Source organism: Phaeospirillum tilakii (assembly GCF_042683125.1).
GTDB lineage: Bacteria > Pseudomonadota > Alphaproteobacteria > Rhodospirillales > Magnetospirillaceae > Phaeospirillum > Phaeospirillum tilakii.
Genome location: NZ_JBHUIY010000015.1, coordinates 39325 through 60304, shown reverse-complemented (window position 1 = coordinate 60304; position 20980 = coordinate 39325). Strand labels below are relative to the sequence as shown.

General features: G+C 69.8%; 17 protein-coding genes. 11 read left to right on the top strand and 6 right to left on the bottom strand.

The window, feature by feature from the left end:
* Window positions 1-47 precede the first annotated feature (47 nt).
* A complete protein-coding gene (locus ACFSNB_RS09295) occupies window positions 48-1754 on the top strand; it encodes a monovalent cation:proton antiporter-2 (CPA2) family protein (protein ID WP_377315899.1) in 1707 nt (568 codons plus the stop codon).
* A 195-nt stretch (window positions 1755-1949) separates the two neighbouring features.
* Here the strand turns inward: ACFSNB_RS09295 and ACFSNB_RS09290 are convergent, their stop codons facing one another.
* The gene (locus tag ACFSNB_RS09290) at window positions 1950-2729 is read right to left on the bottom strand and encodes a squalene/phytoene synthase family protein (RefSeq protein ID WP_377315898.1); all 780 of its coding nucleotides are present in this window, start codon (window positions 2727-2729) and stop codon (window positions 1950-1952) included.
* A gap of 80 nt (window positions 2730-2809) precedes the next feature.
* Here ACFSNB_RS09290 and hpnC point away from each other — a divergent pair, with 80 nt between their 5' ends.
* The 3 genes from hpnC to ACFSNB_RS09275 all read left to right on the top strand — a co-directional run bounded on the left by hpnC (window position 2810) and on the right by ACFSNB_RS09275 (window position 5613).
* The gene (gene hpnC / locus ACFSNB_RS09285; protein WP_377315897.1) at window positions 2810-3652 is read left to right on the top strand and encodes a squalene synthase HpnC; all 843 of its coding nucleotides are present in this window, start codon (window positions 2810-2812) and stop codon (window positions 3650-3652) included.
* Window positions 3653-3667: 15 nt separating this feature from the next.
* A complete protein-coding gene (locus ACFSNB_RS09280) occupies window positions 3668-4912 on the top strand; it encodes a hydroxysqualene dehydroxylase (protein WP_377315896.1) in 1245 nt (414 codons plus the stop codon).
* Between the two features lie 104 nt (window positions 4913-5016).
* The gene (locus ACFSNB_RS09275; protein WP_377315895.1) at window positions 5017-5613 is read left to right on the top strand and encodes a superoxide dismutase; all 597 of its coding nucleotides are present in this window, start codon (window positions 5017-5019) and stop codon (window positions 5611-5613) included.
* A 92-nt stretch (window positions 5614-5705) separates the two neighbouring features.
* Here ACFSNB_RS09275 and hcp read toward each other — a convergent pair whose 3' ends face one another.
* Together hcp and ACFSNB_RS09265 are read right to left on the bottom strand one after the other, a co-directional pair.
* Window positions 5706-7268, bottom strand: a complete 1563-nt coding sequence (gene hcp, locus ACFSNB_RS09270) for a hydroxylamine reductase (RefSeq protein WP_377315894.1) — start codon at window positions 7266-7268, stop codon at window positions 5706-5708.
* A gap of 162 nt (window positions 7269-7430) precedes the next feature.
* Entirely contained in the window at window positions 7431-10133 is a 2703-nt protein-coding gene (locus tag ACFSNB_RS09265) for a bifunctional acetate--CoA ligase family protein/GNAT family N-acetyltransferase (protein ID WP_377315893.1), read from the bottom strand.
* A gap of 247 nt (window positions 10134-10380) precedes the next feature.
* On the opposite strand from ACFSNB_RS09265, the gene ACFSNB_RS09260 reads away from it, so the two are divergent.
* The 7 genes from ACFSNB_RS09260 (at window position 10381) to dnaE (ending at window position 18507) form a co-directional block, all read left to right on the top strand.
* Window positions 10381-11793, top strand: a complete 1413-nt coding sequence (locus ACFSNB_RS09260) for a bifunctional enoyl-CoA hydratase/phosphate acetyltransferase (protein WP_377315892.1) — start codon at window positions 10381-10383, stop codon at window positions 11791-11793.
* 66 nt (window positions 11794-11859) lie between these two features.
* A complete protein-coding gene (locus tag ACFSNB_RS09255) occupies window positions 11860-13071 on the top strand; it encodes an acetate/propionate family kinase (protein WP_377315891.1) in 1212 nt (403 codons plus the stop codon).
* A 109-nt stretch (window positions 13072-13180) separates the two neighbouring features.
* The gene (locus ACFSNB_RS09250) at window positions 13181-13570 is read left to right on the top strand and encodes a cyclophilin-like family protein (RefSeq protein WP_377315890.1); all 390 of its coding nucleotides are present in this window, start codon (window positions 13181-13183) and stop codon (window positions 13568-13570) included.
* Between the two features lie 2 nt (window positions 13571-13572).
* Window positions 13573-13905 carry a hypothetical protein gene (locus tag ACFSNB_RS09245; RefSeq protein WP_377315889.1) on the top strand — a complete coding sequence of 111 codons (333 nt, stop codon included), beginning with the start codon at window positions 13573-13575 and terminating at the stop codon, window positions 13903-13905.
* Between the two features lie 110 nt (window positions 13906-14015).
* Window positions 14016-14399 carry a DNA-directed RNA polymerase subunit omega gene (gene rpoZ, locus ACFSNB_RS09240; protein ID WP_377315888.1) on the top strand — a complete coding sequence of 128 codons (384 nt, stop codon included), beginning with the start codon at window positions 14016-14018 and terminating at the stop codon, window positions 14397-14399.
* 113 nt (window positions 14400-14512) lie between these two features.
* Entirely contained in the window at window positions 14513-14995 is a 483-nt protein-coding gene (locus tag ACFSNB_RS09235; RefSeq protein WP_377315887.1) for a flavin reductase family protein, read from the top strand.
* A gap of 41 nt (window positions 14996-15036) precedes the next feature.
* Window positions 15037-18507, top strand: coding sequence for a DNA polymerase III subunit alpha (gene dnaE / locus ACFSNB_RS09230; RefSeq protein ID WP_377315886.1), 3471 nt, complete (start codon window positions 15037-15039; stop codon window positions 18505-18507).
* Between the two features lie 271 nt (window positions 18508-18778).
* On the opposite strand, the gene ACFSNB_RS09225 is transcribed toward dnaE, so the two are convergent.
* The 3 genes from ACFSNB_RS09225 to cbiE all read right to left on the bottom strand — a co-directional run bounded on the left by ACFSNB_RS09225 (window position 18779) and on the right by cbiE (window position 20835).
* The gene (locus ACFSNB_RS09225) at window positions 18779-19150 is read right to left on the bottom strand and encodes a response regulator (protein WP_377315885.1); all 372 of its coding nucleotides are present in this window, start codon (window positions 19148-19150) and stop codon (window positions 18779-18781) included.
* Window positions 19151-19168: 18 nt separating this feature from the next.
* Window positions 19169-19522, bottom strand: coding sequence for an iron-sulfur cluster insertion protein ErpA (gene erpA / locus ACFSNB_RS09220; protein WP_377315884.1), 354 nt, complete (start codon window positions 19520-19522; stop codon window positions 19169-19171).
* Window positions 19523-19617: 95 nt separating this feature from the next.
* Entirely contained in the window at window positions 19618-20835 is a 1218-nt protein-coding gene (gene cbiE, locus ACFSNB_RS09215) for a precorrin-6y C5,15-methyltransferase (decarboxylating) subunit CbiE (RefSeq protein ID WP_377315883.1), read from the bottom strand.
* Between the last annotated feature and the right edge of the window lie 145 nt (window positions 20836-20980).

Sequence of the window (20980 nt, the reverse complement as noted above, 5' to 3'; positions counted from 1 at the left end):
GGGGCAGGGCAGGGGGCGGACGGGACGGTGACGGAAAGAGAGCTTCGATGACGATCACCGATCCCCAGTTGGTGGTGCTGAGCCTGCTGGCGGGGGCGGTGGTGGTGGTGCCGCTGTTCCAGCGCCTGGGGGTGCCCTCGGTGCTGGGCTATCTGGTCGCCGGCATCGCGCTCGGGCCGCACACCCCGGGGCCGGTGTCGATCGAGGCCGAGATCACCCGGCCGCTGGCCGAGCTGGGGGTGGTGTTCCTGCTGTTTTCGATCGGGCTCGATCTGCCGCTGGCGCGGTTGCGCACGTTGAGGCGGATGATCTTCGGGCTCGGGCTGTTGCAGGTGGTGGCCTGCGGGGCGGTGTTTGCCCTGGCCGGGCTGGCCTGTGGGCTGGCGCCGCCGGTGGCGCTGGTGGTGGGGGTGACCCTGTCCTTTTCCTCGACCGCCACGGTGCTGGCGATCCTGGTCGAGCGCAACGAGGCGGTCAGCCATCACGGCCGCATCGCCGTCGCGGTGCTGATCTTCCAGGATCTGGTGGTGATTCCGCTGCTGGTGCTGCTGCCGCTGCTAGCCGAATCGCCCGGGCAGATCGCCACCGCGCTGGGGCTGGCCGGGGTCAAGGCGGCGCTGGCGGTGCTCAGCATCTATCTGCTCGGCCGGCTGGTGCTGCGGCCGGGCTATCGCTATCTCGGCACCATCCGCACCCCGGAACTGTTTACCGCCGCCAATCTGCTGCTGGTGCTGGCGGTCGGCTGGGCCACCGCCCAGGCCGGGATGTCGATGGCGCTGGGGGCCTTTCTCGCCGGGCTGATGGTGGCGGATTCCTCCTATCGCCATCAGGTCGAGGCCGATATCGAGCCGTTCCGCGGCCTGCTGCTCGGCCTGTTCTTCATCACCGTCGGCATGTCGATCAACCTGCCGTTCGTTGCCGCCCATCTCGACCGGGTGATCGGGCTGACCGTGGTGCTGGCGCTGGCCAAGGCGCTGCTGATCGGCCTGTGCGGGGTGGTGGCGGGGATCGGGGCGATCCAGGCCCTGCGGGTCGGCCTGTTGCTGGCCCAGACCGGCGAATTCGCTTTCGTGGTGTTCGGCCGGGCCCATGAATTGCATCTGCTGTCCGCCGACCAGGCCCAGACCCTGCTGGCGGCGGTGGCGTTGTCGATGGTGATCACTCCGGGGCTGGCCGGGATCAGCCGGCGGCTGGCGCTGAAACTGAAGAGCCATTCGGCCGCGGACCTGTTCAATCCCGGTGCCGAGCACAAGAGCGGCCATGTGGTGATCGCCGGTTATGGCCGCAGCGGGCGGACCATCGCCCGGGCGCTGGAGGAGCATGGGCTCGATTACATCGCGCTCGACCTCGACATCGACCGGGTGGCGCGGGCGCGCGGGGCCGGGCTGCCGGTCTATTATGGCGATGCCGGCCAGCCCGGGGTGCTGCGGTCGGCCGGGATCGCCCGGGCGCGGGCGGCGGTGATCACCGTCAACAAGCCGCGCACGGCGGAGCGGGCGGTGGCGCAGATCCGGCAGGCGGTGCCGGGATTGACCATCATCGCCCGGGCCCATGATCTGGCGCAGAAGGAAATCCTGCGCAGTGCCGGCGCCAGCGCGGTGGTACCGGAAACGGTCGAGGCCAGCCTGCAACTGGCCGGGCTGGTGCTGCGGTCGGCCGGTCTTGATGCGGAGACGGTGACCCGAACCCTGGTTCACCAACGCAACCAGATCGATCCGCCGATTACCAGCGGCGACGCGATCGACCGGGGGTGATCGCGGCTGATCCGATGATCCGCGCCCTGCCCTCGGTTTCGTCGTCATAATACACATTATGCGACAAATGCATCGACCCTCATCAAACAAGCCACACCCCAGCATCTCCTCTCCCCATCAAACGACAAAACCATCCCCCTTGCTCTCCAGGCCGGACGGACCGGGGTTGGTTGACCAGGATCCGGGGATCCGGGCTCAGATCCGGCGGCGCCATGCCGCCCAGGTCAGCGCCAGCGGTCGCGGCCGAGGACGCGCCAGCGCGGGATCGAGCGGATTCCAGCCGGCACGGCGCAGCGCCCGCAGATGAGCATCGGCCTGAAGCGCCGGCAGCAGCAGCGGCAGAGCGGCTGGCGTGGTTCCACGCTGCGCCCGGGCGGCGGCAAGCGCGGCGGCGGCGCGGTCGGCCAGGGCGCGGGCCTGGGCCGACAGCCCCTCCTCCGCCGATTCGGGCACGGTGCGGCGGCCAAGGGCGCGATGATGGGCCAAGGCGCGCAGATGGCCGAGCAGCCCCCAGGCACGGGCGACCCCGGCGGCGGCGGCCCGGTTGGCTTCATCATCGGCCGCCAGCAGGGTCAGGGCCAGATCCGCCAGCGCGACCGGGCCGGCGGTGGCCAGCTCCTCGGCGGCGGCGAGGTCGGGCGGCGGCTCGTCGGCGAAATCGCGTTCGCGCAGGATCAGCAAGCGGTCGATCCGCTCGGGATCGAGGCGGTGGCGGGCGATGAGGGCGCGCAGCGGCCCGACCAGCGGGTGTCCGTCGCCGCCCTGCCCGCCCAGCACGGAATCGCGCCACCATTGCAGCCGGATCAGCCCGGCGATCGGCTCGCGCGCCTGCTCGCGGATCCGCGCCAGCTCGACGTTGAGGGCGTAGAGGGCGATCAGGTCGTCGCGGCGGTCGGGCGGCGCGAACAGGGCGGCGACGAAGCGTTCGCGGTCGCCATGGCGCAGCAGGTCGAGGATATGGGCGGCGGAAGACATCGGCAGGGATCTGTTGCGGGCCGGCAAGACGTGTCATATATGCGGCCGATTTCCCCCGCCGTCCATGGAAGGATCGTGCCGTGACCGTCGCCGCCCCCCTGCCCGCCGCCAGCAAGAGCGCGCGCGAGGAAAACTTCCCGGTCGCCTCGCTGCTGCTGTCGGCGGCGACGCGGGCGACGGTGATGGACTATTATCACTTCGCCCGCCATGCCGACGACATCTCGGATTCCGCCGCGTTGAGCCCTGACGGCAAGGTCGCCGCGCTTGACGCGCTGGACCGGGCGCTGAAGGGCGGCGAGGCCGGGCCGGAGCAGATCCTCGCCACCCGCTACCGCGCCGCGGTCAAGGGCGATCCGGCCCTGATCGACACCGCCGCCGAGTTGCTCAACGCCTTTCGCCGCGACGCCCGCCGTAATTACTGCGCCGACTGGGACGATCTGCTGGCCTATTGCCAGTCGTCGGCGGCGCCGGTCGGGCGGTTCCTGCTGACCCTGCACGGCGAATCCCCCGCCACCTTCGCCGCCAGCGACGCGCTGTGCGCGGCGCTTCAGGTGCTCAATCATCTCCAGGACTGCGCCAAGGATCTGGACCGGCTCGACCGGGTCTATCTGCCGGTCGACATGCTGGCGGCGGTCGGGCTCGACCGCTCGGTGCTGCACCAGAAGGCCAGCCCGCCCGAACTGCGCCGGGTGTTCGACCGCATCCTGGATCTGACCGATGGGCTGATCCTGCGCGCCCGCCTGCTGGTGCCGCAGGTGCGCGACCTCCGGCTGCGGTTGCAGACCGCGATCACCGTCGAGGTGGCGGCGCGGCTGTCGGGGCGGCTGCGCCGCGAGGACCCGCTGGCCCAGGCGGTCAAGCTGACCCCGGCCGATTATGCCCAGCTCGGCGCGGTCGGGCTGGTGCGCGGTCTGGTGGTGTAGGGAGCCGCCCGGCCGATGTCCGCCCCTGCCCTGCCCCAGACCCCCCAGCCCCAGACCCTGCACGTCGTCGGCGCCGGCCTCGCCGGGCTGGCCGCCGCCACCGCCGCCGCCCGCGCCGGGGTGCGGGTCCGTCTGTATGAAGCCGCCGGTCACGCCGGCGGGCGCTGCCGCTCGTTCCGCGACGACAAGCTCGACCGGGTGATCGACAATGGCAGTCATCTGGTGCTGGGTGCCAACCGTACCGCGCTGGCCTATGCCCGCGCCACCGGCGGGCTGGAGGCGATGCGCCCGGTCGCGCCCCGCTTCCCGTTCCACGATCTGGCCAGCGGCGAACGCTGGGAGGTCAGCCCGACCCGGATTCCCGCCGGGCCGGGCGAGATCCTGCGCGCCCTCGGCCTGCCCTGGACCCGGCGCGAGGCCAGTGTCGCCGAGCGGCTGGGAAGCCGACGCGGCTTCGTCCGGCTGTGGAAGCCGCTGTGCGAGGCGATCCTCAACACCGCGCCCGAGGAAGCCTCGGCGCGGATGTTTGCCTGGACGATGCGGCGGGCGCTGCTGGGCGGCGCCCCGGCGCTGTCGCCCTGGCTGTTCCCGCATGGCCTGTCGGCGGCACTGGTGGCACCGGCGCTGGCGACCCTGGCCAGCTACGGCGCCGAGATCCAGTTCCGCCGCCGCCTGACCGGGATCGAATGCGGCCGGCTGCTGTTCGAGGACGGGCCGGAGGTGCTGGGCGAGGCCGATCGGGTGGTGCTGGCCCTGCCGCCCTGGGCAGTGGCGCCGATCCTGCCCGGCTGGATCCCGCCGCTGCCGACCCGCACCATCGTCAACGCCCATTTCCGGCTGGAGGCGGCGGTGGCCCTGCCGGGTGGCGCGCCGTTCCTCGGGCTGGTCAACGGCTTCGGCCACTGGCTGTTTCCGCGCGGCGACGTGCTGTCGGTGACGGTGTCGGCGGCCGAGCCGCTGGTCGATCGTCCCGCCGACGCGGTCGCCGCCGTGCTGTGGGGCGAGATCGCCCGCGTCCTCGGCCGCGACCCGGCGGCGATCCCGCCGGTGCGGGTGATCAAGGAGCGCCGCGCCACCCTGGCCCACGATCCCGCCACCCTGCCCCGCCGCCCCGGCCCCGAGACCCCGCTGGCCGGGGTGATGCTGGCCGGCGACTGGCTGCGCTCGCCCTGGCCCTGCACCATCGAGGCGGCGATTTCCAGCGGGCTCGATGCCGCGCGGTGGGCGCTCGGCCGCCCCGCCCTGGTCTTTGGTCCATAAGGCATAAGACCCTTCACAACCAGGGGGAAAATGCCTATCTTCGCGTCAGTGGTTTAGATGAATTCCAGGCCGTTTCACAAAAGCCTGATAACGCGAGGTGTAACATGGCTTTCGAGCTTCCGCCGCTTCCCTTTGCTCCCAATGCCCTCGAACCCTACATCTATGCCCGGACCCTTGAGTTTCACCACGGCAAGCATCACGCCGCCTATGTCACCAACCTCAACGGGCTGATCAAGGACACCGATCTCGAAGGCAAGACGCTGGAGGAGATCATCCTCGCCGCCGCCGCCGATCTGCCGGCCAAGCAGGCGATCTTCAACAATGCCGCCCAGGTGTGGAACCACACCTTCTTCTGGAACAGCCTGACCAAGGGCGGCGGCGGCCAGCCCGGCGCCAAGCTGCTGGCCCGGATCGAGGCCGATTTCGGCTCGTTCGACGCCTTCAAGACCGAGTTCAAGACCGCTGCCACCGGCCAGTTCGGCTCGGGCTGGGCCTGGCTGGTCGAGGACCAGGGCAAGCTGAAGGTGGTCAAGACCGCCAACGCCGATCTGCCGCTGGCCCACGGGCAGAAGGCGCTGCTGACCATCGATGTGTGGGAGCACGCCTACTACCTCGATTACCAGAACCGCCGGCCCGATTTCGTTCAGGCCTTCCTCGACCATCTCGCCAACTGGTCCTTCGCCGAGGCCAATCTCGGCTGACAGGGCTACGGGGCGTTGCCGCATCGCGGCAACGCCCCGTTTGGGCGGGCTCTGCCCGCGCCCGCCAAGGGCCGGTAGGCCCTTGGATCCCGTTACGCCACCAGGGCTTCGAGATCGGCTTCGACCGTGCCGACCGGGTGGACGGCGAACTTGTCGGCCAGGATCTGCAACAGCGCCGGGGTGACGAAGGCCGGCAGGCTCGGTCCGATGCGGATGTCGCGCAGGCCGAGATGCAGCAGGGCCAGCAGCACGCACACCGCCTTCTGCTCGTACCAGGACAGGATCAGGCGCACCGGCAGGTCGTTCAGGTCGCACTCGAACGCGCCGGCCAGGGCCTGGGCGATGCGGATCGCCGAGAAGGCGTCGTTGCACTGGCCGAGGTCGAGCAGGCGCGGCACCGCCCCGATCTGGCCGTAATCATGGCCGATCACCCGGAACTTGCCGCAGCCGAGGGTCATGATCACCCAATCCTGGGGCAGGCCGGTGGCGAGGTCGGTGTAATAGGACCGGGCGGTGTCGCTGCCGTCGCAGCCGCCGATCACCGCGAAGCGGCGGATGTCGCCGCTCTTGATCGCCGCGATCACCGTGTCGGCGAGGCCGAGCACCGCATGGTGGCCGAAGCCGGCCCAATGTTCGCCCTGGCTGACGGTATCGGTGAAGCCGGGGGCGGCCTGGGCGGCGGCGATCACCGCGCTGAAATCCTGGCCGGCGACGTGCCCCACCCCGGGCCAAGCCACCGGGCCGCAGGTGAACAGGCGCTCGGCATAGCTGGGGGCCGGCTTCTGGATGCAGTTGGTGGTCATCAGGATCGCGCCGGGGAAGGCGTCAAACTCGACCCGCTGGCGCATCCACGCCCCGCCGTAATGGCCGACCAGATGGGGATGACGGCGCAGTTCGGGATAGCCATGCGCCGGCAGCATCTCGCCGTGGGTGTAGATGTTGATGCCGGTGCCGGCGGTCTGCTCGAGCAGGGCGGCGAGGTCGCCGAGGTCATGGCCCGACACCAGGATCGCCTTGCCCGGCAGATGGCCCAGTCGGACCGGGGCCGGCGAGGGCGCGCCGAACGCGCCGGTATTGGCGGCGTCGAGACAGGCCAGCACCTCGACCGAGGCGGCGCCGCAGCGCAGGTTGAGGTCGAGCAGGCGGTCGGGATCGGCCTCGCCGTCGGCCAGCGCCGCCAGCGCGGTCAGGGTGAAATCATCGACCGCGGCCGAGACCTGGCCCAGCCGGCGGGCATGGTGGGCATAGGCGGCCATCCCCTTCAGCCCATAGGTCAGCAGCTCCTGCAAGCCGGTGACGTCGGCGCCGTAACGCTCGCGCCGCGCCGGGATCCCGGCGGCGTCGGCCAGCGCCCTGAGGTCGTCCCCGGCCTCGGGCAGACGGCTTCCGGCGGCGGCGGCGACGGTGCGGATCAGCGCGTCGAGCCGTTCAACCTCGAAATTGACGTTGGTGACGGTGGCGAACAGCGCCTCCTCGATCAGCCCGGCGGCGGCGCGGCGTTCCGAGGCCGGACGGCGGGACAGGTGCAGTGCCAGTTGCTTGGTCACGTCGAGCAGCAGGTCCTGCCGCCCGGCCACCTCGGCATTCTTGCCGCACACGCCGATTTCGGTGCAGCCGGTGCCGTGGGCGGTCTGTTCGCACTGATAACAGAACATCGGATCGTCCTTTCCCGGATGAGGATCTCTGTCCCCACCCTGCCCCACCCCACCGGCCCACGCCTTGACGCCGGTCAAGCCTGCCTTGGGGTTCGAAGGGCCCGTGGCCCTTCGCGGAGAGCGCCGAGAGGCAGCGCCTCTCGGCAGCCCCCCGGAGGGGGGCTACTCGATCCGCGCCGCCGCCGCGCTGTGCAGATCGAGTTCGACCTCGACGATGTCGCCATCGACGGTGCGGGTGGGGACGAAGCCGAGATGCTGGACGAAGGCCAGCATGCGGGGATTGTCCTTCAGCACCTGCCCGGCGATCACCTTGGTGCCGCGCGACCGGCAATAGGCGATCATCTTGGTCAGCAGCCGCTTGCCCAGCCCGCTGCCTTTAAGGTCGGACCGCACGACGATGGCGAATTCGGCCTTGTCATTGTCGGGATCGGTCACGGTGCGGACCACGCCGACGGTCTCGCGCCCGTCATTGCCGCCGGCCACCTCGGCGAGGAAGGCCATCTCGCGGTCGTAATCGATCTGGGTCAGCCGGGCCATCTCGCTGTGCGGCAGTTCGTGGACCAGCCCGAAGAAGCGGAAGCGGATGTCCTCGGGGGTCAGGCGCGAGATGAAGACATGATGGTTGGGCTCGTCCTCGGGGCGGATCGGCCGCAGCAGCGCCCGCTGCCCGTCCGGCAGGGCGAACAATTCCTCCAGTTCCTTGGGATAGGGCCGGATCGCCAGATGCTCGGTGCCGGGCCGGGCCGGGGCGACGGTGATGTGGGCGTCGAGCGCCAGCACCCCCTTCGAATCCGCGAACAGCGGGTTGATGTCGAGTTCGACGATCTCGGGGAAATCGACCACCAATTGCGACAGATGGACCAGCGAGCGGGCGATCGCCTCGCGGTCGGCCGGGGGGCGTCCGCGATAGCCCTCAAGCAGGCGCGACACCCTGGTGCGCGAGATCAGCTCGTTGGCCAGGGTGGTGTTGAGCGGCGGCAGCGCCATCGCCCGGTCGGCGATCACCTCGACGGCGATGCCGCCCTGGCCGAACATGATCACCGGGCCGAACACCGGGTCGGTGGCGACGCCGACGATCAGTTCCTGGGCGCCGGGACGGCGGGCCATGGTCTGGACGGTGAAGCCGGAGATGCGGGCCTCGGGGGAGATCTGGATCACCCGCTCCAGCATCTCGCGCGCCGCCTTCTCGACCTCGGCCGGGCCGGGCAGATTGAGCACCACCCCGCCGACGTCGGATTTGTGGACGATGTCGGGCGACAGGATCTTGAGGGCGAGGCGGCCCTTCATCGTCGCGGCGATCTCCGCCGCCTCGGCCGGGGTAGACGCGACCCGGGTCTCGACCGCCGGAATGCCGTAGGCCTCCAGCACCGCCTTGGCCTCGGGCTCGTTGAGGGTGCCGCCGCCCTCGGCCAAAGCGCGGTCGATCAGGGCGCGGGCGCGGGCGGTGTCGGGGACGAAATCGGTCGGGGCCGAGGCCGGCACTTCCATCAGCAGGGTCTGGTTGCGGCGGTACTCGATCAGATGCATCAGCGCCTGGATCGCCGCGCGCGGGGTGTCGTAGGCGGGAATGCCGGCGCCGGAGAACAGGTGGCGGGCATGCTCGACCGCCTCGCTGCCGACCCAGCAGGTCATGATGTTGGCGCGCGGCCGGTCCTTGCACCAGCGGATCACCGCCGCCGCCACCTCGGACGGGTCGCTGATCGCGCTCGGCGCATGCATCACCAGGATCGAATCCACCACCTTGGACTCGATCAGGATGGTCAGCGCCTTGACGTAGCGTTCGCCGTCGGCGTCACCGGCGATATCGACCGGATTGCCATGCGACCAGGTCGGCGGCAGCACCGAATCGAGCCGGGCGATCACCTCCTCCGGCAGCGCGGCCAGTTCGCCGTTGAGTTCGGCCAGATCGTCGGCGGCCAGCACGCCGATGCCGCCGCCATTGGTGAGGATGGCGAGCCGCCGCCCCTTGACCGGACGGGCGCGGGCCAGGGTTTCCACCGCGCCGAAAATCTCGTCGATGTCGCGCACCCGCAGCATGCCGGCACGCCGGAGTGCCGCGTCGAACACCAGATCCGACCCGGCCAGCACCCCGGTATGCGAGGCGGCGGCGCGGCCGCCCTCCATGCTGCGCCCGGCCTTGATCGCCAGCACCGGCTTGTTGCGGGCGGCGGCGCGGGCGGCGGACATGAAGTTGCGGCGCTGCTGGATCGTCTCGATGTAGAGCAGGATCGCCCGGGTCGAGGGATCGCTGCCGAGATAATCGAGCACGTCGCCGAACCCGACCCCGTCGGTGTCGCCGAGATGGATGAAGTGGGAAAAGCCGATCTCGCGCGGCCGGGCCCAGTCGAGCACGGCGGTGCAGAGCGCGCCCGATTGCGACACGAAGGCCAGCTTGCCCGGCAGCGCGCCGCGATGGGCGGAGCTGGCATTGAGCCCGATCCCCGGCACCAGGATCCCCATGCTGCCGCCGCCGAGGATCCGCATGTCGTGGGCGCGGGCCACCGCCAGGGTGCGTTCCAGCGCGCTGTCCCCCTCCGGGGTGCGGGCGCGGTGCAGACCCTGGCTCATGATGCAGGCGGCCGGGGTGCCGCGCTTGCCCAGCGTCTCCAGCACCCGGGGCACCGTCTCGGGCGGAGAACAGATCAGGGCGAGGTCGGGCGGCTGGGGCAGACAGGACACGTCGGGATAGGCCAGCACCCCGGCGACCGAGGGATGCTCCGGCGTCACCGGCATCACCGGGCCGGCGAATTCCTCGCGCAGGAGGTTGCGCATCACTACCCAGCCGATGCTCTTGGGCTTGGTCGAGGCGCCGACGACAGCCACGGATTGCGGATGCAACAACGGCTTGAGACTGCGGACGCTCATCCATACCTCTCCGGGCTGTGCGCTTTGCGCTGGCCGAACAGGATAGAGGGGGTGGGAAGGCGTTGCAATCGCCCCTCCTGCGCACAGATGTGGGTTCCCCCCACCCCCGCCAAGGGGCGATCCCATCCCCCCGAGCCATGCGCCGGCCCCCCCGACATCGTCGCCAAGCGGTCATTGTGCAAATCCCGCCGCGTGCCTATATTGTGCATTGCAAAATAGGGGGCCCAGGACCGACACGGAGCCGATCATGGCCGATATGATGGAAAACCGGACGTTTGACGAAATTCGGGTCGGCGACAGCGCCACCCTGACCCGGACCTGCCAGAAAGACGACGTCGAATTGTTCGGGGTGGCGGTCGGCGCCCTCAACCCGATCCATTTCAGTCCCGAGGTCGCCGAGAAATTCAGCCTGGGCGGCAAGGTCAAGGCCCATTCGATGTGGGGAGCGTCGCTGCTGTCGGCGCTGTTCGGCAACGAGCTGCCCGGGCCGGGCGCCGCCTACCGCAGCCAGGACATCTCGTTCCTGACCCCGATCAGCATCGGCGACACCGTCACCGTCACCGTCACCGTGGCCGAGCTGGTGCCGCCGCAGGACGTGGTGTTCGACTGCCTCGCGGTCAAGCAGACCGGCGAGACGGTGTTCACCGGCCGCGCCCGGGTCACCGCCCCCACCGTCAAGTTCGTCCAGCCCCGGATCCAGTTGCACGAGGCCCGGCTGCACCGCGCCCACCATGTGTTCGAGGACATCATCCTCAGCTGCGCCGGGATGGAGCCGGTGTCGGTGGCGGTGTGCCATCCCTGCGATCAGGTCTCGCTGGAAGGACCGGTCGAGGCGGCCCATCTCGGCCTGATCCGGCCGATCCTGGTCGGGCCCGAGGCCAAGATCCAGCAGGTGGCGCGCGAGTTCGACATCGACATCGCCGGCCTGCGCATCGTCGATACCGCCCACAGCCATGATTCGGCCAAGCGGGCGGTCGAGTTGTGCCGCGCCGGCGAGGCCGAGGTGCTGATGAAGGGCTCGCTGCACACCGACGAGCTGATGCACGAGGTGGCGGCGCGCGATACCGGCCTGCGCACGGCGCGGCGGATCAGCCATGTCTTCATCATGGACGTGCCGACCTATCCCCGCACCCTGCTGATCACCGACGCGGCGATCAACATCCAGCCGACGCTGGAGGACAAGGCCGACATCCTCCAGAACGCGATCGAACTGGCCCATGTGCTGGGGATCGACAAGCCCAAGGTGGCGATCCTGTCGGCGGTGGAGACGGTCTATCCCAAGATCGCCTCGACCATCGACGCCGCCGCCTTGTGCAAGATGGCCGATCGCGGTCAGATCAGCGGCGCGGTGCTCGACGGCCCGCTCGCCTTCGACAACGCCATCAACGAGGAAGCGGCGCGGATCAAGAAGATCGTCTCACCGGTGGCGGGCAAGGCCGACATCCTGCTGGTGCCCGATCTCGAGGCCGGCAACATGCTGGCCAAGCAATTGTGCTATCTGGCCGAGGCCGACGCCGCCGGCATCGTGCTGGGCGCCCGTCTGCCGATCGTGCTGACCAGTCGCGCCGACAGCGCCCGCGCCCGCCTCGCCTCCTGCGCGGTGGCGGTGCGGGTGGCCCATGCCCGGCGCAAGGGCGGCAAGGCGATCGCCGCCGAATGACCATCGGCTAACCGCCGCCGGGGGCCGGCGGGCCCCCCGTGGCCACAACAGGGCAAGGGGGGCTCCATGCAGCAGGACGGCGTGCTGGTGATCAATGCTGGTTCCTCCAGCATCAAGTTCTCGCTTTATCTGTCGGAAGAGGGGATCAAGCCGATCCTGACCTGCAAGGGGCAGGTCGAGGGGATCGACGTTTCCCCCCATTTCCTGGTCAAGGCGCCGACCGGGCAGGTGCTGCACGAGCGGCGCTGGCTCGATAGTCCCGACATCAGCCACGAGGATCTGTTCAAGCACCTGATCGATTGGGTCGAGGACCATCTCGGCGAGGTGCGGCTGCGTGCCGCCGGCCATCGCGTCGTCCATGGCGGCGCGGTCTATTCGGCGCCGATGCTGATCACCGACGCCCTGCTCGACGAGCTGGAGGAGTTGGTGCCGCTGGCGCCGCTGCACCAGCCCCACAACCTCGCCCCGATCCGCGCCCTGCGCCAGGTCCATCCCGACCTGATCCAGGTCGCCTGTTTCGATACCGCCTTCCACCGCTCCAACCCGTGGCAGGCGCAGACCTTCGCCCTGCCCCGCCGCCTGACGATGGAGGGGGTCAAGCGTTACGGCTTCCATGGCCTGTCCTACGAATACATCGCCCGCACCCTCAAGGCCTATGCCCCGGCGACGGCGCGGGCCAAGGTGGTGGCGGCCCATCTCGGCAACGGCACCTCGATGTGCGCGATCGATTCGGGCAAGAGCGTCGCCTCCTCGCTCGGCTTCACCGCGCTCGACGGCCTGCCGATGGGCACCCGCTCGGGCGCGCTCGATCCCGGGGTGGTGCTGTACCTGATGCAGCAGAAGGGGATGAGCGCCGCCGAGATCGAGGACCTGCTCTACCGCAAGTCCGGCCTGCTCGGGGTGTCCGGGGTCAGCAGCGACATGCGGGTGCTGCTCGACAGCCTGGAGCCGCGCGCCGCCGAGGCGGTCGAACTGTTCGTCTACCGCATCGCCCGCGAACTGGGCTCGCTGGCGGCGGCGCTGGGCGGGCTCGACGCCCTGGTGTTCACCGGCGGCATCGGCGAGAACGCCGCCCGGATCCGCACCCGGGTCTGCGCCCTCAGCCAATGGCTCGGGCTCAAGATCGACGAGGAGGCCAACGAGCAGAACGCCCCCCTGATCAGCGCGCTCGACAGCCGGGTGTCGATCTGGGTGATCCCCACCGACGAGGAGATGATGATCGCCAAACATACCCGCGAGGTGCTGCGCGCCCTGCGCAGCCGGGGCGAGCATATCTGACGCCGGACGCGGGCGCCGCCCGCGCCGGCCTGACGGCTGGGTCTGGTCAAGCCGGGCGGGAACGGGCAAACTGGCGCGGCACCAGCAACCTCGAGGGAACGCGGGCGAGATGGCAAAAGTGAAAATCAGCGTCGGCCGGATCGTGCTTCACGTCGATCTGTATGCCACGCCGACGGCGCAGGCGGTGCTGGCGGCGGCCCCGTTCGAATCCCGCGTCACCCTGTGGCCGGGCGAGATCTATTTCCAGGCTCCGCTCCGGGCGGGGCGCGAGGACGACGCCCGCGAGGTGGTCGAGCCGGGCGAAATCGCCTTCCGCCCCGAGGGCGAGGTGATCATCATCGGCTATGGTCCCACCCCCTGCTCCGAGGCCGAGGAGATCCGCTTCGCCAGCCGCGCCAACGTCTGGGGCCGCAGCGGCGACGACCTCACCCGGCTGGCGGCGCTCGAAGGCGGCGAGCTGGTCCGGGTCGAGCCGGTGGTGGAGGTGGAGCCGGCCTGATCATGACCCGGATCGCTTCCCTGCGTGCCGCCCTGATCCTGGCCGGGCTGGCGCCGGCCTTGTCCGGCTGCGGCGTGCCCGACCTGATCGCCCATACCGTCAAGGTGATCGAGAAGAGCCAGAATGCGCCGGCCTCGTCCCAGCAGGCCGGCCCGGCGCCGGCCGCCACGCCGGCCGAGGCCGCCGCCGAACCCCCGCCCCCGGCGGCCGCGCTGCGCGGCGGCAGCGGCGGCGGCGATTCCGTTCCCGATGACACCCCGGTCTACACCCCGCCCTCCCGCGCCGCCGGCACCCCCTCCGGTCCGATCACCGTCGAGGAACTGCCGGCGCGCTGAGCCCTGACCGCAAAAAGAGCGGCCGGCGCGGCGCAGGGTGCTTGCGCCGCGCGCGCCCGGCTGGCTATAAAGGTCGTTCCGTTTCGGAAAAATCATGGCGGATTTTGATAATGGCCCGTGTCACGGTTGAAGATTGTGTACTGAAGATTCCCAACCGCTTCGAGCTGGTGCTGCTGGCCGGTCAGCGGGCGCGGGACATTTCGGGCGGGGCCAAGCTGACGCTCGATCGCGACAACGACAAGAACCCGGTGGTGGCGCTGCGCGAGATCGCCGAGGATGCCGTGCCGCTTGACGGGTTGCAGAACGCCCTGATCCAGGGCCTGCAGAAGCATGTCGAGGTCGATGAGCCCGAGGAAGACGAGATGGAAGGCTTCGCCGACCGTGAACTCGCCTTCGAGGCGGTCGCCAACGAGGACGAGATGATCGAGGACGGCATGTCGATCAGCGACGGCACCGATGCCGGCGGGTTCGAGGACGCCCCCGACGCCGACTGACCTCGGCTGACGCGCCGGTCCCTCCCCGGGGGGACCGGTCAGACCATGCAATCGCGCCGCCCCGCCCGCCCCTGCGCGGGGACTGAGACGGCGCCAGGAGGGAGACCGGCGGGATGAGCCTCGATCCACGATCCTTCCGGCAGGCGCTCGGCGCCTTCGCCAGCGGCGTCACCGTCATCACCGCGATCGATCCCGCCGGCGGCAATCCGGTCGGGGTCACCGTCAGCGCCTTCGCCTCGCTGTCGCTCGATCCGCCGCTGGTGCTGTTCTGTCTCGGCCGCGACGGCTCCTGCCTGCCGGCGATCGAAGCCGCCGGCCGCTGCGGCATCAACATCCTGGCCGAACCCCAGCGCGACCTGTCCAACCGCTTCGCCGGCCCGGTCGCCGCGCGCTGGGTCGATCAGTCCTGGTCGCCGCTGCCCGGCGGCGCCCCTGCCCTGCCCGGTTGTCTGGTCACCCTCGATTGCCGGCTGGTGCGGACCGAACCCGGCGGCGATCACCTGATCTTCATCGCCGAGGTCGAGGGGATCCATCCCGGCGGCGGCGAGCGGCCGCTGCTGCATCATCGCGGCGCCTATCTCGATCTCGCCCCCTGATCTCCGCCGCCCCGCGTTGCGATCCGAGCTGAGCTGAGCCGATGGCTGCCGCCGCCTGTGCCGATTTCGTCCATCTGCGCGTCCATACCGCCTACTCGCTGTCCGAGGGGGCGATCAAGGTCAAGCCGCTGGTCAAGCTGTGCGACAAGATGGGGATGCCGGCGGTGGCGATCACCGACACCGGCAACCTGTTCGGCGCGCTCGAATTCTCCACCGCCTGCGCCGATGCCGGGGTGCAGCCGATCATCGGCGTCCAATTGGCGATCCGGCGCGAGGACGGCCCGCCCAATCGCGACGGCCGCCGCCCCGAGCCCGACACCGTGGTGCTGCTGTGCCAGAGCGAGGCCGGCTATCTCAACCTGCTGAAGCTGGTGTCGAAAGCCTTCCTCGAAACCGAGGGCGGCGAGACCCCGCAGGTGACCCTGGGCGACCTCGCCCCCCATGCCGACGGCCTGCTGTGCCTGACCGGCGGCGCGGCCGGGCCAGTCGGCCGCGCCCTGGCCGAGGGCCAGACCGATCTCGCCGCCGCCCTGCTGTCCCGGCTCGAGGAGATCTTCCCCGGCCGGCTCTATGTCGAGCTGATGCGCCACGGGCTGGAGGTCGAGGACCGGATTGAGCCGGCCCTGATCGACCTTGCCTATCAGCGCGATCTGCCGCTGGTCGCCACCAACGAGGCGTTCTTCCCCGACCGCGAGATGTATCCCGCCCACGATGCCCTGCTGTGCATCGCCGGCGGCACCTATGTCGCCGAGGACAACCGCCGCCGCCTCACCCCCGAGCATTATTTCAAGAGCCCGGCCGAAATGCGGGCGCTGTTCGCCGACCTGCCCGAGGCGATCGACAACACCCTGGTGGTGGCGCGCCGCTGCGCCTTCATGGTCACCAAGCGCAAGCCGCTGCTGCCGCCCTACCACATGGACGGGCTGACCGAGCCCGAGGTGCTGCGCAAGAAGACCAACGAGGGGCTGGACAAGCGGCTGTGGAAGCATGTGTTCCAGCCCGGCATGAGCGAGGAGGAGCGCGCGGCGATCGCCCGCCCCTACCGCGAACGGGTCGAATACGAACTCGGCATCATCGAGCAGATGGGCTTCCCCGGCTACTTCCTGATCGTGTCAGACTTCATCCAATGGTCGAAGGCGCACGGGATCCCGGTCGGGCCGGGCCGTGGCTCGGGCGCCGGCTCGGCGGTGGCCTGGGCGCTGACCATCACCGATCTCGATCCGCTGCGCTGGGGCCTGCTGTTCGAACGCTTCCTCAACCCGGAACGCGTGTCGATGCCCGACTTCGACGTCGATTTCTGCCAGGACCGGCGCGAGGAAACCATCCGCTACGTCCAGGACCGCTACGGCCACGACCGCGTCGCCCAGATCATCACCTTCGGGAAGCTCCAGGCCCGCGCCGTGCTGCGCGACGTCGGCCGCGTGCTCCAGATGCCCTACGGCCAGGTCGACCGCCTGTGCAAGCTGGTGCCCAACAACCCGGCCAACCCGGTGACGCTGGAACAGGCGCTGGAAAGCGAGCCGCTGCTGGCCGAGGCGCGCGACCGCGACGAGAACGTCGCCCAGTTGCTCGGGCTGGCGATGAAGCTGGAGGGGCTCTACCGCCACGCCTCGACCCATGCCGCCGGCGTGGTGATCGGCGATCGCCCGCTCGACGAGCTGGTCGCGCTCTACCGCGATCCCCGCTCCGACATGCCGGTGACCCAGTTCAACATGAAGTGGGTCGAATCCACCGGCCTGATCAAGTTCGACTTCCTCGGCCTCAAGACCCTGTCGGTGATGCAGGCGGCGGTGCGCCACATCAAGACGGTGAAGGGAATCGAGGTCGATCTGTCGGCGATCCCGCTCGACGACGCCGCCAGCTACGAATTGCTGACCCGGGGCGACACCGCCGGGGTGTTCCAGTTGGAAAGCTCGGGCATGCGCGACGTGCTGCGCAAGATGATCCCCAACCGGCTGGAGGATCTGATCGCGGTGGTGGCGCTGTACCGCCCCGGCCCGATGGACCAGATCCCGCGCTACATCGCCTGCAAGCACGGGCGGGAAGAGCCGGACTACATGCATTCGCTGCTGGAGCCGATCCTGAAGGAAACCTTCGGGATCATGGTCTATCAGGAGCAGGTGATGCAGATCGCCCAGGTGCTGTCGGGCTATTCGCTCGGCGGCGCCGACCTGCTGCGCCGCGCGATGGGAAAGAAGATCCGCGAGGAGATGGAGGCCCAGCGCAAGACCTTCGTCGAGGGCGCGGTGGCGCGCGGGGTCGAGGCCGCCCAGGCCTCGATGGTGTTCGACAAGGTCGCCAAGTTCGCCGAATACGGCTTCAACAAGTCGCATGCCGCCGCCTACGCCCTGATCGCCTATCAGACCGCCTGGCTGAAGGCCAATCACCCCGCCGAGTTCATGGCCGCGACCATGACCTACGACATCAACAACACCGACAAGCTCAACAGCCTGCGGCAGGAACTCGACCGGCTCAAGATCCCCCTCCTCCCCCCCGACATCAACGCCTCGCGCGCCGACTTCACCGTCGAACGCCAGCCCGACGGCAGCCTCGCCGTGCGCTATGCCCTGGCCGCGCTGAAGAATGTCGGCGAAGGCGGCATGCGCGCCCTCGACGCCGAACGCGACAAGGGCGGCCCCTTCCGCGATCTGGTCGATTTCGTCGCCCGGATGGACGCCCGCCAGATCAACCGCCGCCAGCTCGAAAACATGATCAAGGCCGGCGTGTTCGACTCGCTCGACCGCAATCGCGGCCGGCTGTTCCGCAACGCCGATACCCTGGTCCGCACCGCCGCCCAGGCCGCCGAGGAACGCGCCAGCAGCCAGATGAGCCTGCTCGGCGGCGGCGACCAGCCCCGCCTCAAGCTCGAAGCCGGCCCCGACTGGTCGCCGCACGAGAAGCTCAACATGGAATTCGAGGCGGTCGGGTTCTATCTCTCCGCCCACCCCCTCGACGCCTACGCCAAGAGCCTCAAGCGCCTCAACGTGCTGAAGGTGGCCGAACTGCCCCGCCACCTCACCTCGGGCGGCAAGGGCCGCATCCGCCTCGCCGGCACCCTGCTGGCCAAGCAGGAACGCACCTCGGCCAAGGGCTCGCGCTACGCCTTCCTTCAGTTCTCGGATTCCTCCGGCCTGTTCGAGGTCACCTGCTTTTCCGAGACCCTCGCCGCCGGCCGCGACATCCTCGACGCCGGCGGGCCGCTGTTGATCGAGGTCGATGCCCGGCTGGAAGATGACCAGCTGCGGATGACCTGTCAGCGCATCGCCTCGCTCGATCAGGAAGCCGCCCGCGCCGCCGCCGGGATCCGTGTCTTCCTCGAGGATCCGGCGGCGATCCCTCCCCTGCGCGGCCTGCTCGACGGCGTCGGCCGGGGCCGCAACCGCGTCTCGATCGTCGCCCGCATCGAGCATCGCGAGGTCGAGATCGGTCTCGATTCAACCATCACCATCACCCCCGCCTTCATGTCGTCGCTCCGCTCGATCGCCGGCATCGCTGAGGTTGAGGAGATATAATAGACACAACCTTTGATCTTCAGGTCTGATGGCAAGATGAGGGGTTGTTGGGGGGATTCATTCTTTCATTCATTCTGAATTATGGAATCGTCGTTGTCGCATAATGTTGTTTTTTTAAAAAAGACGCGGGCTCTGCCCGCACCCGCCAGGAGCCAGCGGCTCCTGGACCTGCGTCAATGGTCGGGAAACGGCGGTGCCGCGATCTCGATGGAAAAAGGAATGGGATCCAAGGGCCTGCGGCCCTTGGCGGGTACGGGCGGAGCCCGTAATCTCAGCCTGCGGCGCGCGCGACCGCGTCGAGCAGGGCATCAACCTCGAACGGTTTTTCCAGCACCGCCACCGCACCGAGGCGGGCAGCGGTCTCCAAGCCCCGCACCTTGTCGAGGCGGGCGCTGCCGCCGGAGATGGCGATGATCCGCGCCTCCGGCAGCAGGGTCTGAAGTTCGAGGATGGTCTGGATCCCATCCATCTCGGGCATGATGATGTCGGTGACGATGACGTCGAAGCACTCGCCCGCCGCCACGGTTTCGACCGCGGCGAGCCCGTCGCCGGCGGTGGTGATGTCATGGCCGGCGGCGGACAGCACATCGACCAGCGATTCGCGCATCAGCGCGGTGTCCTCGACCACCAGAATCCGGGTCATCCTCGCCTCTCGCGCCGGTCAGACCGTGAAGGAATTGCCGCAGCCGCAGGTCGAAGTGGCGTTCGGATTCTTGATCTGGAACGAGGCGCCGATCAGGTCCTCGACGAAATCGACCACCGCGCCGTTGAGCAGGTCGAGCGAAGTGTGATCGACCACCACTTCCACCCCTTCCCGCTCGAACAACTGGTCGTCCTCGTTGACCGCGTCGTCGAGGGTGATCCCGTACTGGAAGCCGGAACAGCCCCCACCCGACACCGATACCCGCAGGCGCAGATCCGGCTTGCCTTCGGCCGCGATCAGGCTGCGCACCCGCTCGGCGGCGCTGGCGGTAAGGCCGATCGAAGGGGCGGAGGCGGACACGGCTTCGGACATCACGGCACCTCTAAAAAAAATCAACGTCAACCGGGCGACTTTAGCATCAACCCAGCCCCGAGGGAAAGGGTGGGAACACCCCCCTCCCCCGCCAATCAGGCCTGCCGGGGCTTGTCCGCCACCCACAGCGTCACCGGCAGGGCGGTGCGCCAGACGTCGAAGCGGCCCAGCGGCCCGGCCTGGGCCACCGACAGCCGGGTCAGGCTGCCACCCAGCCGTTCGCGCCAGCCGGCCACCGCCAGCTCGGTCTGGAGGGTGACGGCGTTGGCGGCCAGCCGCCCGCCCGGCTTCAGCGCCGCCCAGCAGGCCTCGACCACCCCGGGCACGGTCAGGCCGCCGCCGATGAAGATCGCGTCGGGCGGCTCCAGCCCGGCCAGCGCCTCGGGCGCCGCCCCGGCAACCAGCCGCAGCCCCGGCACCCCCAGCGCGGCGGCGTTGACGAGAATGGTCTGTTGCCGCCCGGAATCGGACTCAACCGCGATGGCCCGGCACGACGGATGGGCCCGCATCCATTCGATCCCGATCGAACCGCTGCCGCCGCCGACATCCCACAGCAGCTCGCCCGGCAGCGGCGCCAGCCGGGCCAGGGTGACGGCGCGGATGTCGCGCTTGGTCAACTGGCCGTCGCTCTGATAGGCGTCGTCGGGCAGGCCGGCGAGACGCGACAGCGGCACCGCCCCGGCATCGGCGCGGCATTCCACCGCCATCAGATTGAGATCGGCGGCGGGGGCATCGCCCCACCCCGCCGCGCTGGCCTCGACGCGGCGTTCGCGCGGCCCGCCCAGATGCTCGAACAGGGTCAGCCGGCTGGCGCCGAAGCCGCGCCCGGCCAGCAGCGCCGCCAGTTGGGCCGGCGTCCCGCCATCGGCCGACAGCACCAGCAGCCGCGCCCCAGGCACCAGATGGGGGTGAACCAGTTCGAGCGGCCGGCCGGTGACACTGACCACCGTCACCTCCTGCAACGGCCAGCCCAGCCGCGCCGCCGCCAGCGACAGCGAGGACGGTGCCGGCAGCACCCGCATCTCGTCCGCGCCGACCGCGCGGGCCAGGGTGGCGCCGACCCCGTAGAACATCGGATCGCCGCTGGCCAGCACGCAGACCGGCTGGCCGCGCCGGGCCAGCACCAGCTCGACCGCCCGCTCGAACGGGCTCGGCCACGCCACCCGCTCCTGCCCCGGCCGGGCCGGCACCAGATCGAGATGACGCCGGCCGCCGAACAGCACCGCCGCGCCGTCAAGCGCCGCCCGCGCCGCGGCGCCCAGCCCGTCCGGGCCGTCCTCGCCCAGTCCCACCACCGTCAGCCATGCGCTCATCGCCCGTGCTCCCCTCTCGCCTGTCGGAATGTCGCCGCGCCGGGGTGATAATCCAGCGGGCGGGGCTCCGGCAACGCCCGCGTCGCCGCCGGAACCGCCCGCTAGCGTCTTTCCTCCCCCTCTCCTTTGGTGTATGAGAGCGCAC

What these genes read in the sequence shown, in the direction of transcription:
- ACFSNB_RS09245 (WP_377315889.1), top strand. Translation starts at nt 13,573, where the DNA reads ATGACCCGGATCGCTTCCCTGCGTGCCGCCCTGATCCTGGCCGGGCTG.
- ACFSNB_RS09290 (WP_377315898.1), bottom strand. Translation starts at nt 2,729, where the DNA reads ATGTCTTCCGCCGCCCATATCCTCGACCTGCTGCGCCATGGCGACCGC.
- cbiE (WP_377315883.1), bottom strand. Translation starts at nt 20,835, where the DNA reads ATGAGCGCATGGCTGACGGTGGTGGGACTGGGCGAGGACGGCCCGGAC.
- dnaE (WP_377315886.1), top strand. Translation starts at nt 15,037, where the DNA reads ATGGCTGCCGCCGCCTGTGCCGATTTCGTCCATCTGCGCGTCCATACC.
- ACFSNB_RS09255 (WP_377315891.1), top strand. Translation starts at nt 11,860, where the DNA reads ATGCAGCAGGACGGCGTGCTGGTGATCAATGCTGGTTCCTCCAGCATC.
- rpoZ (WP_377315888.1), top strand. Translation starts at nt 14,016, where the DNA reads ATGGCCCGTGTCACGGTTGAAGATTGTGTACTGAAGATTCCCAACCGC.
- ACFSNB_RS09265 (WP_377315893.1), bottom strand. Translation starts at nt 10,133, where the DNA reads ATGAGCGTCCGCAGTCTCAAGCCGTTGTTGCATCCGCAATCCGTGGCT.
- ACFSNB_RS09275 (WP_377315895.1), top strand. Translation starts at nt 5,017, where the DNA reads ATGGCTTTCGAGCTTCCGCCGCTTCCCTTTGCTCCCAATGCCCTCGAA.
- erpA (WP_377315884.1), bottom strand. Translation starts at nt 19,522, where the DNA reads ATGTCCGAAGCCGTGTCCGCCTCCGCCCCTTCGATCGGCCTTACCGCC.
- ACFSNB_RS09260 (WP_377315892.1), top strand. Translation starts at nt 10,381, where the DNA reads ATGGCCGATATGATGGAAAACCGGACGTTTGACGAAATTCGGGTCGGC.
- ACFSNB_RS09280 (WP_377315896.1), top strand. Translation starts at nt 3,668, where the DNA reads ATGTCCGCCCCTGCCCTGCCCCAGACCCCCCAGCCCCAGACCCTGCAC.
- ACFSNB_RS09225 (WP_377315885.1), bottom strand. Translation starts at nt 19,150, where the DNA reads ATGACCCGGATTCTGGTGGTCGAGGACACCGCGCTGATGCGCGAATCG.
- ACFSNB_RS09295 (WP_377315899.1), top strand. Translation starts at nt 48, where the DNA reads ATGACGATCACCGATCCCCAGTTGGTGGTGCTGAGCCTGCTGGCGGGG.
- ACFSNB_RS09250 (WP_377315890.1), top strand. Translation starts at nt 13,181, where the DNA reads ATGGCAAAAGTGAAAATCAGCGTCGGCCGGATCGTGCTTCACGTCGAT.
- ACFSNB_RS09235 (WP_377315887.1), top strand. Translation starts at nt 14,513, where the DNA reads ATGAGCCTCGATCCACGATCCTTCCGGCAGGCGCTCGGCGCCTTCGCC.
- hcp (WP_377315894.1), bottom strand. Translation starts at nt 7,268, where the DNA reads ATGTTCTGTTATCAGTGCGAACAGACCGCCCACGGCACCGGCTGCACC.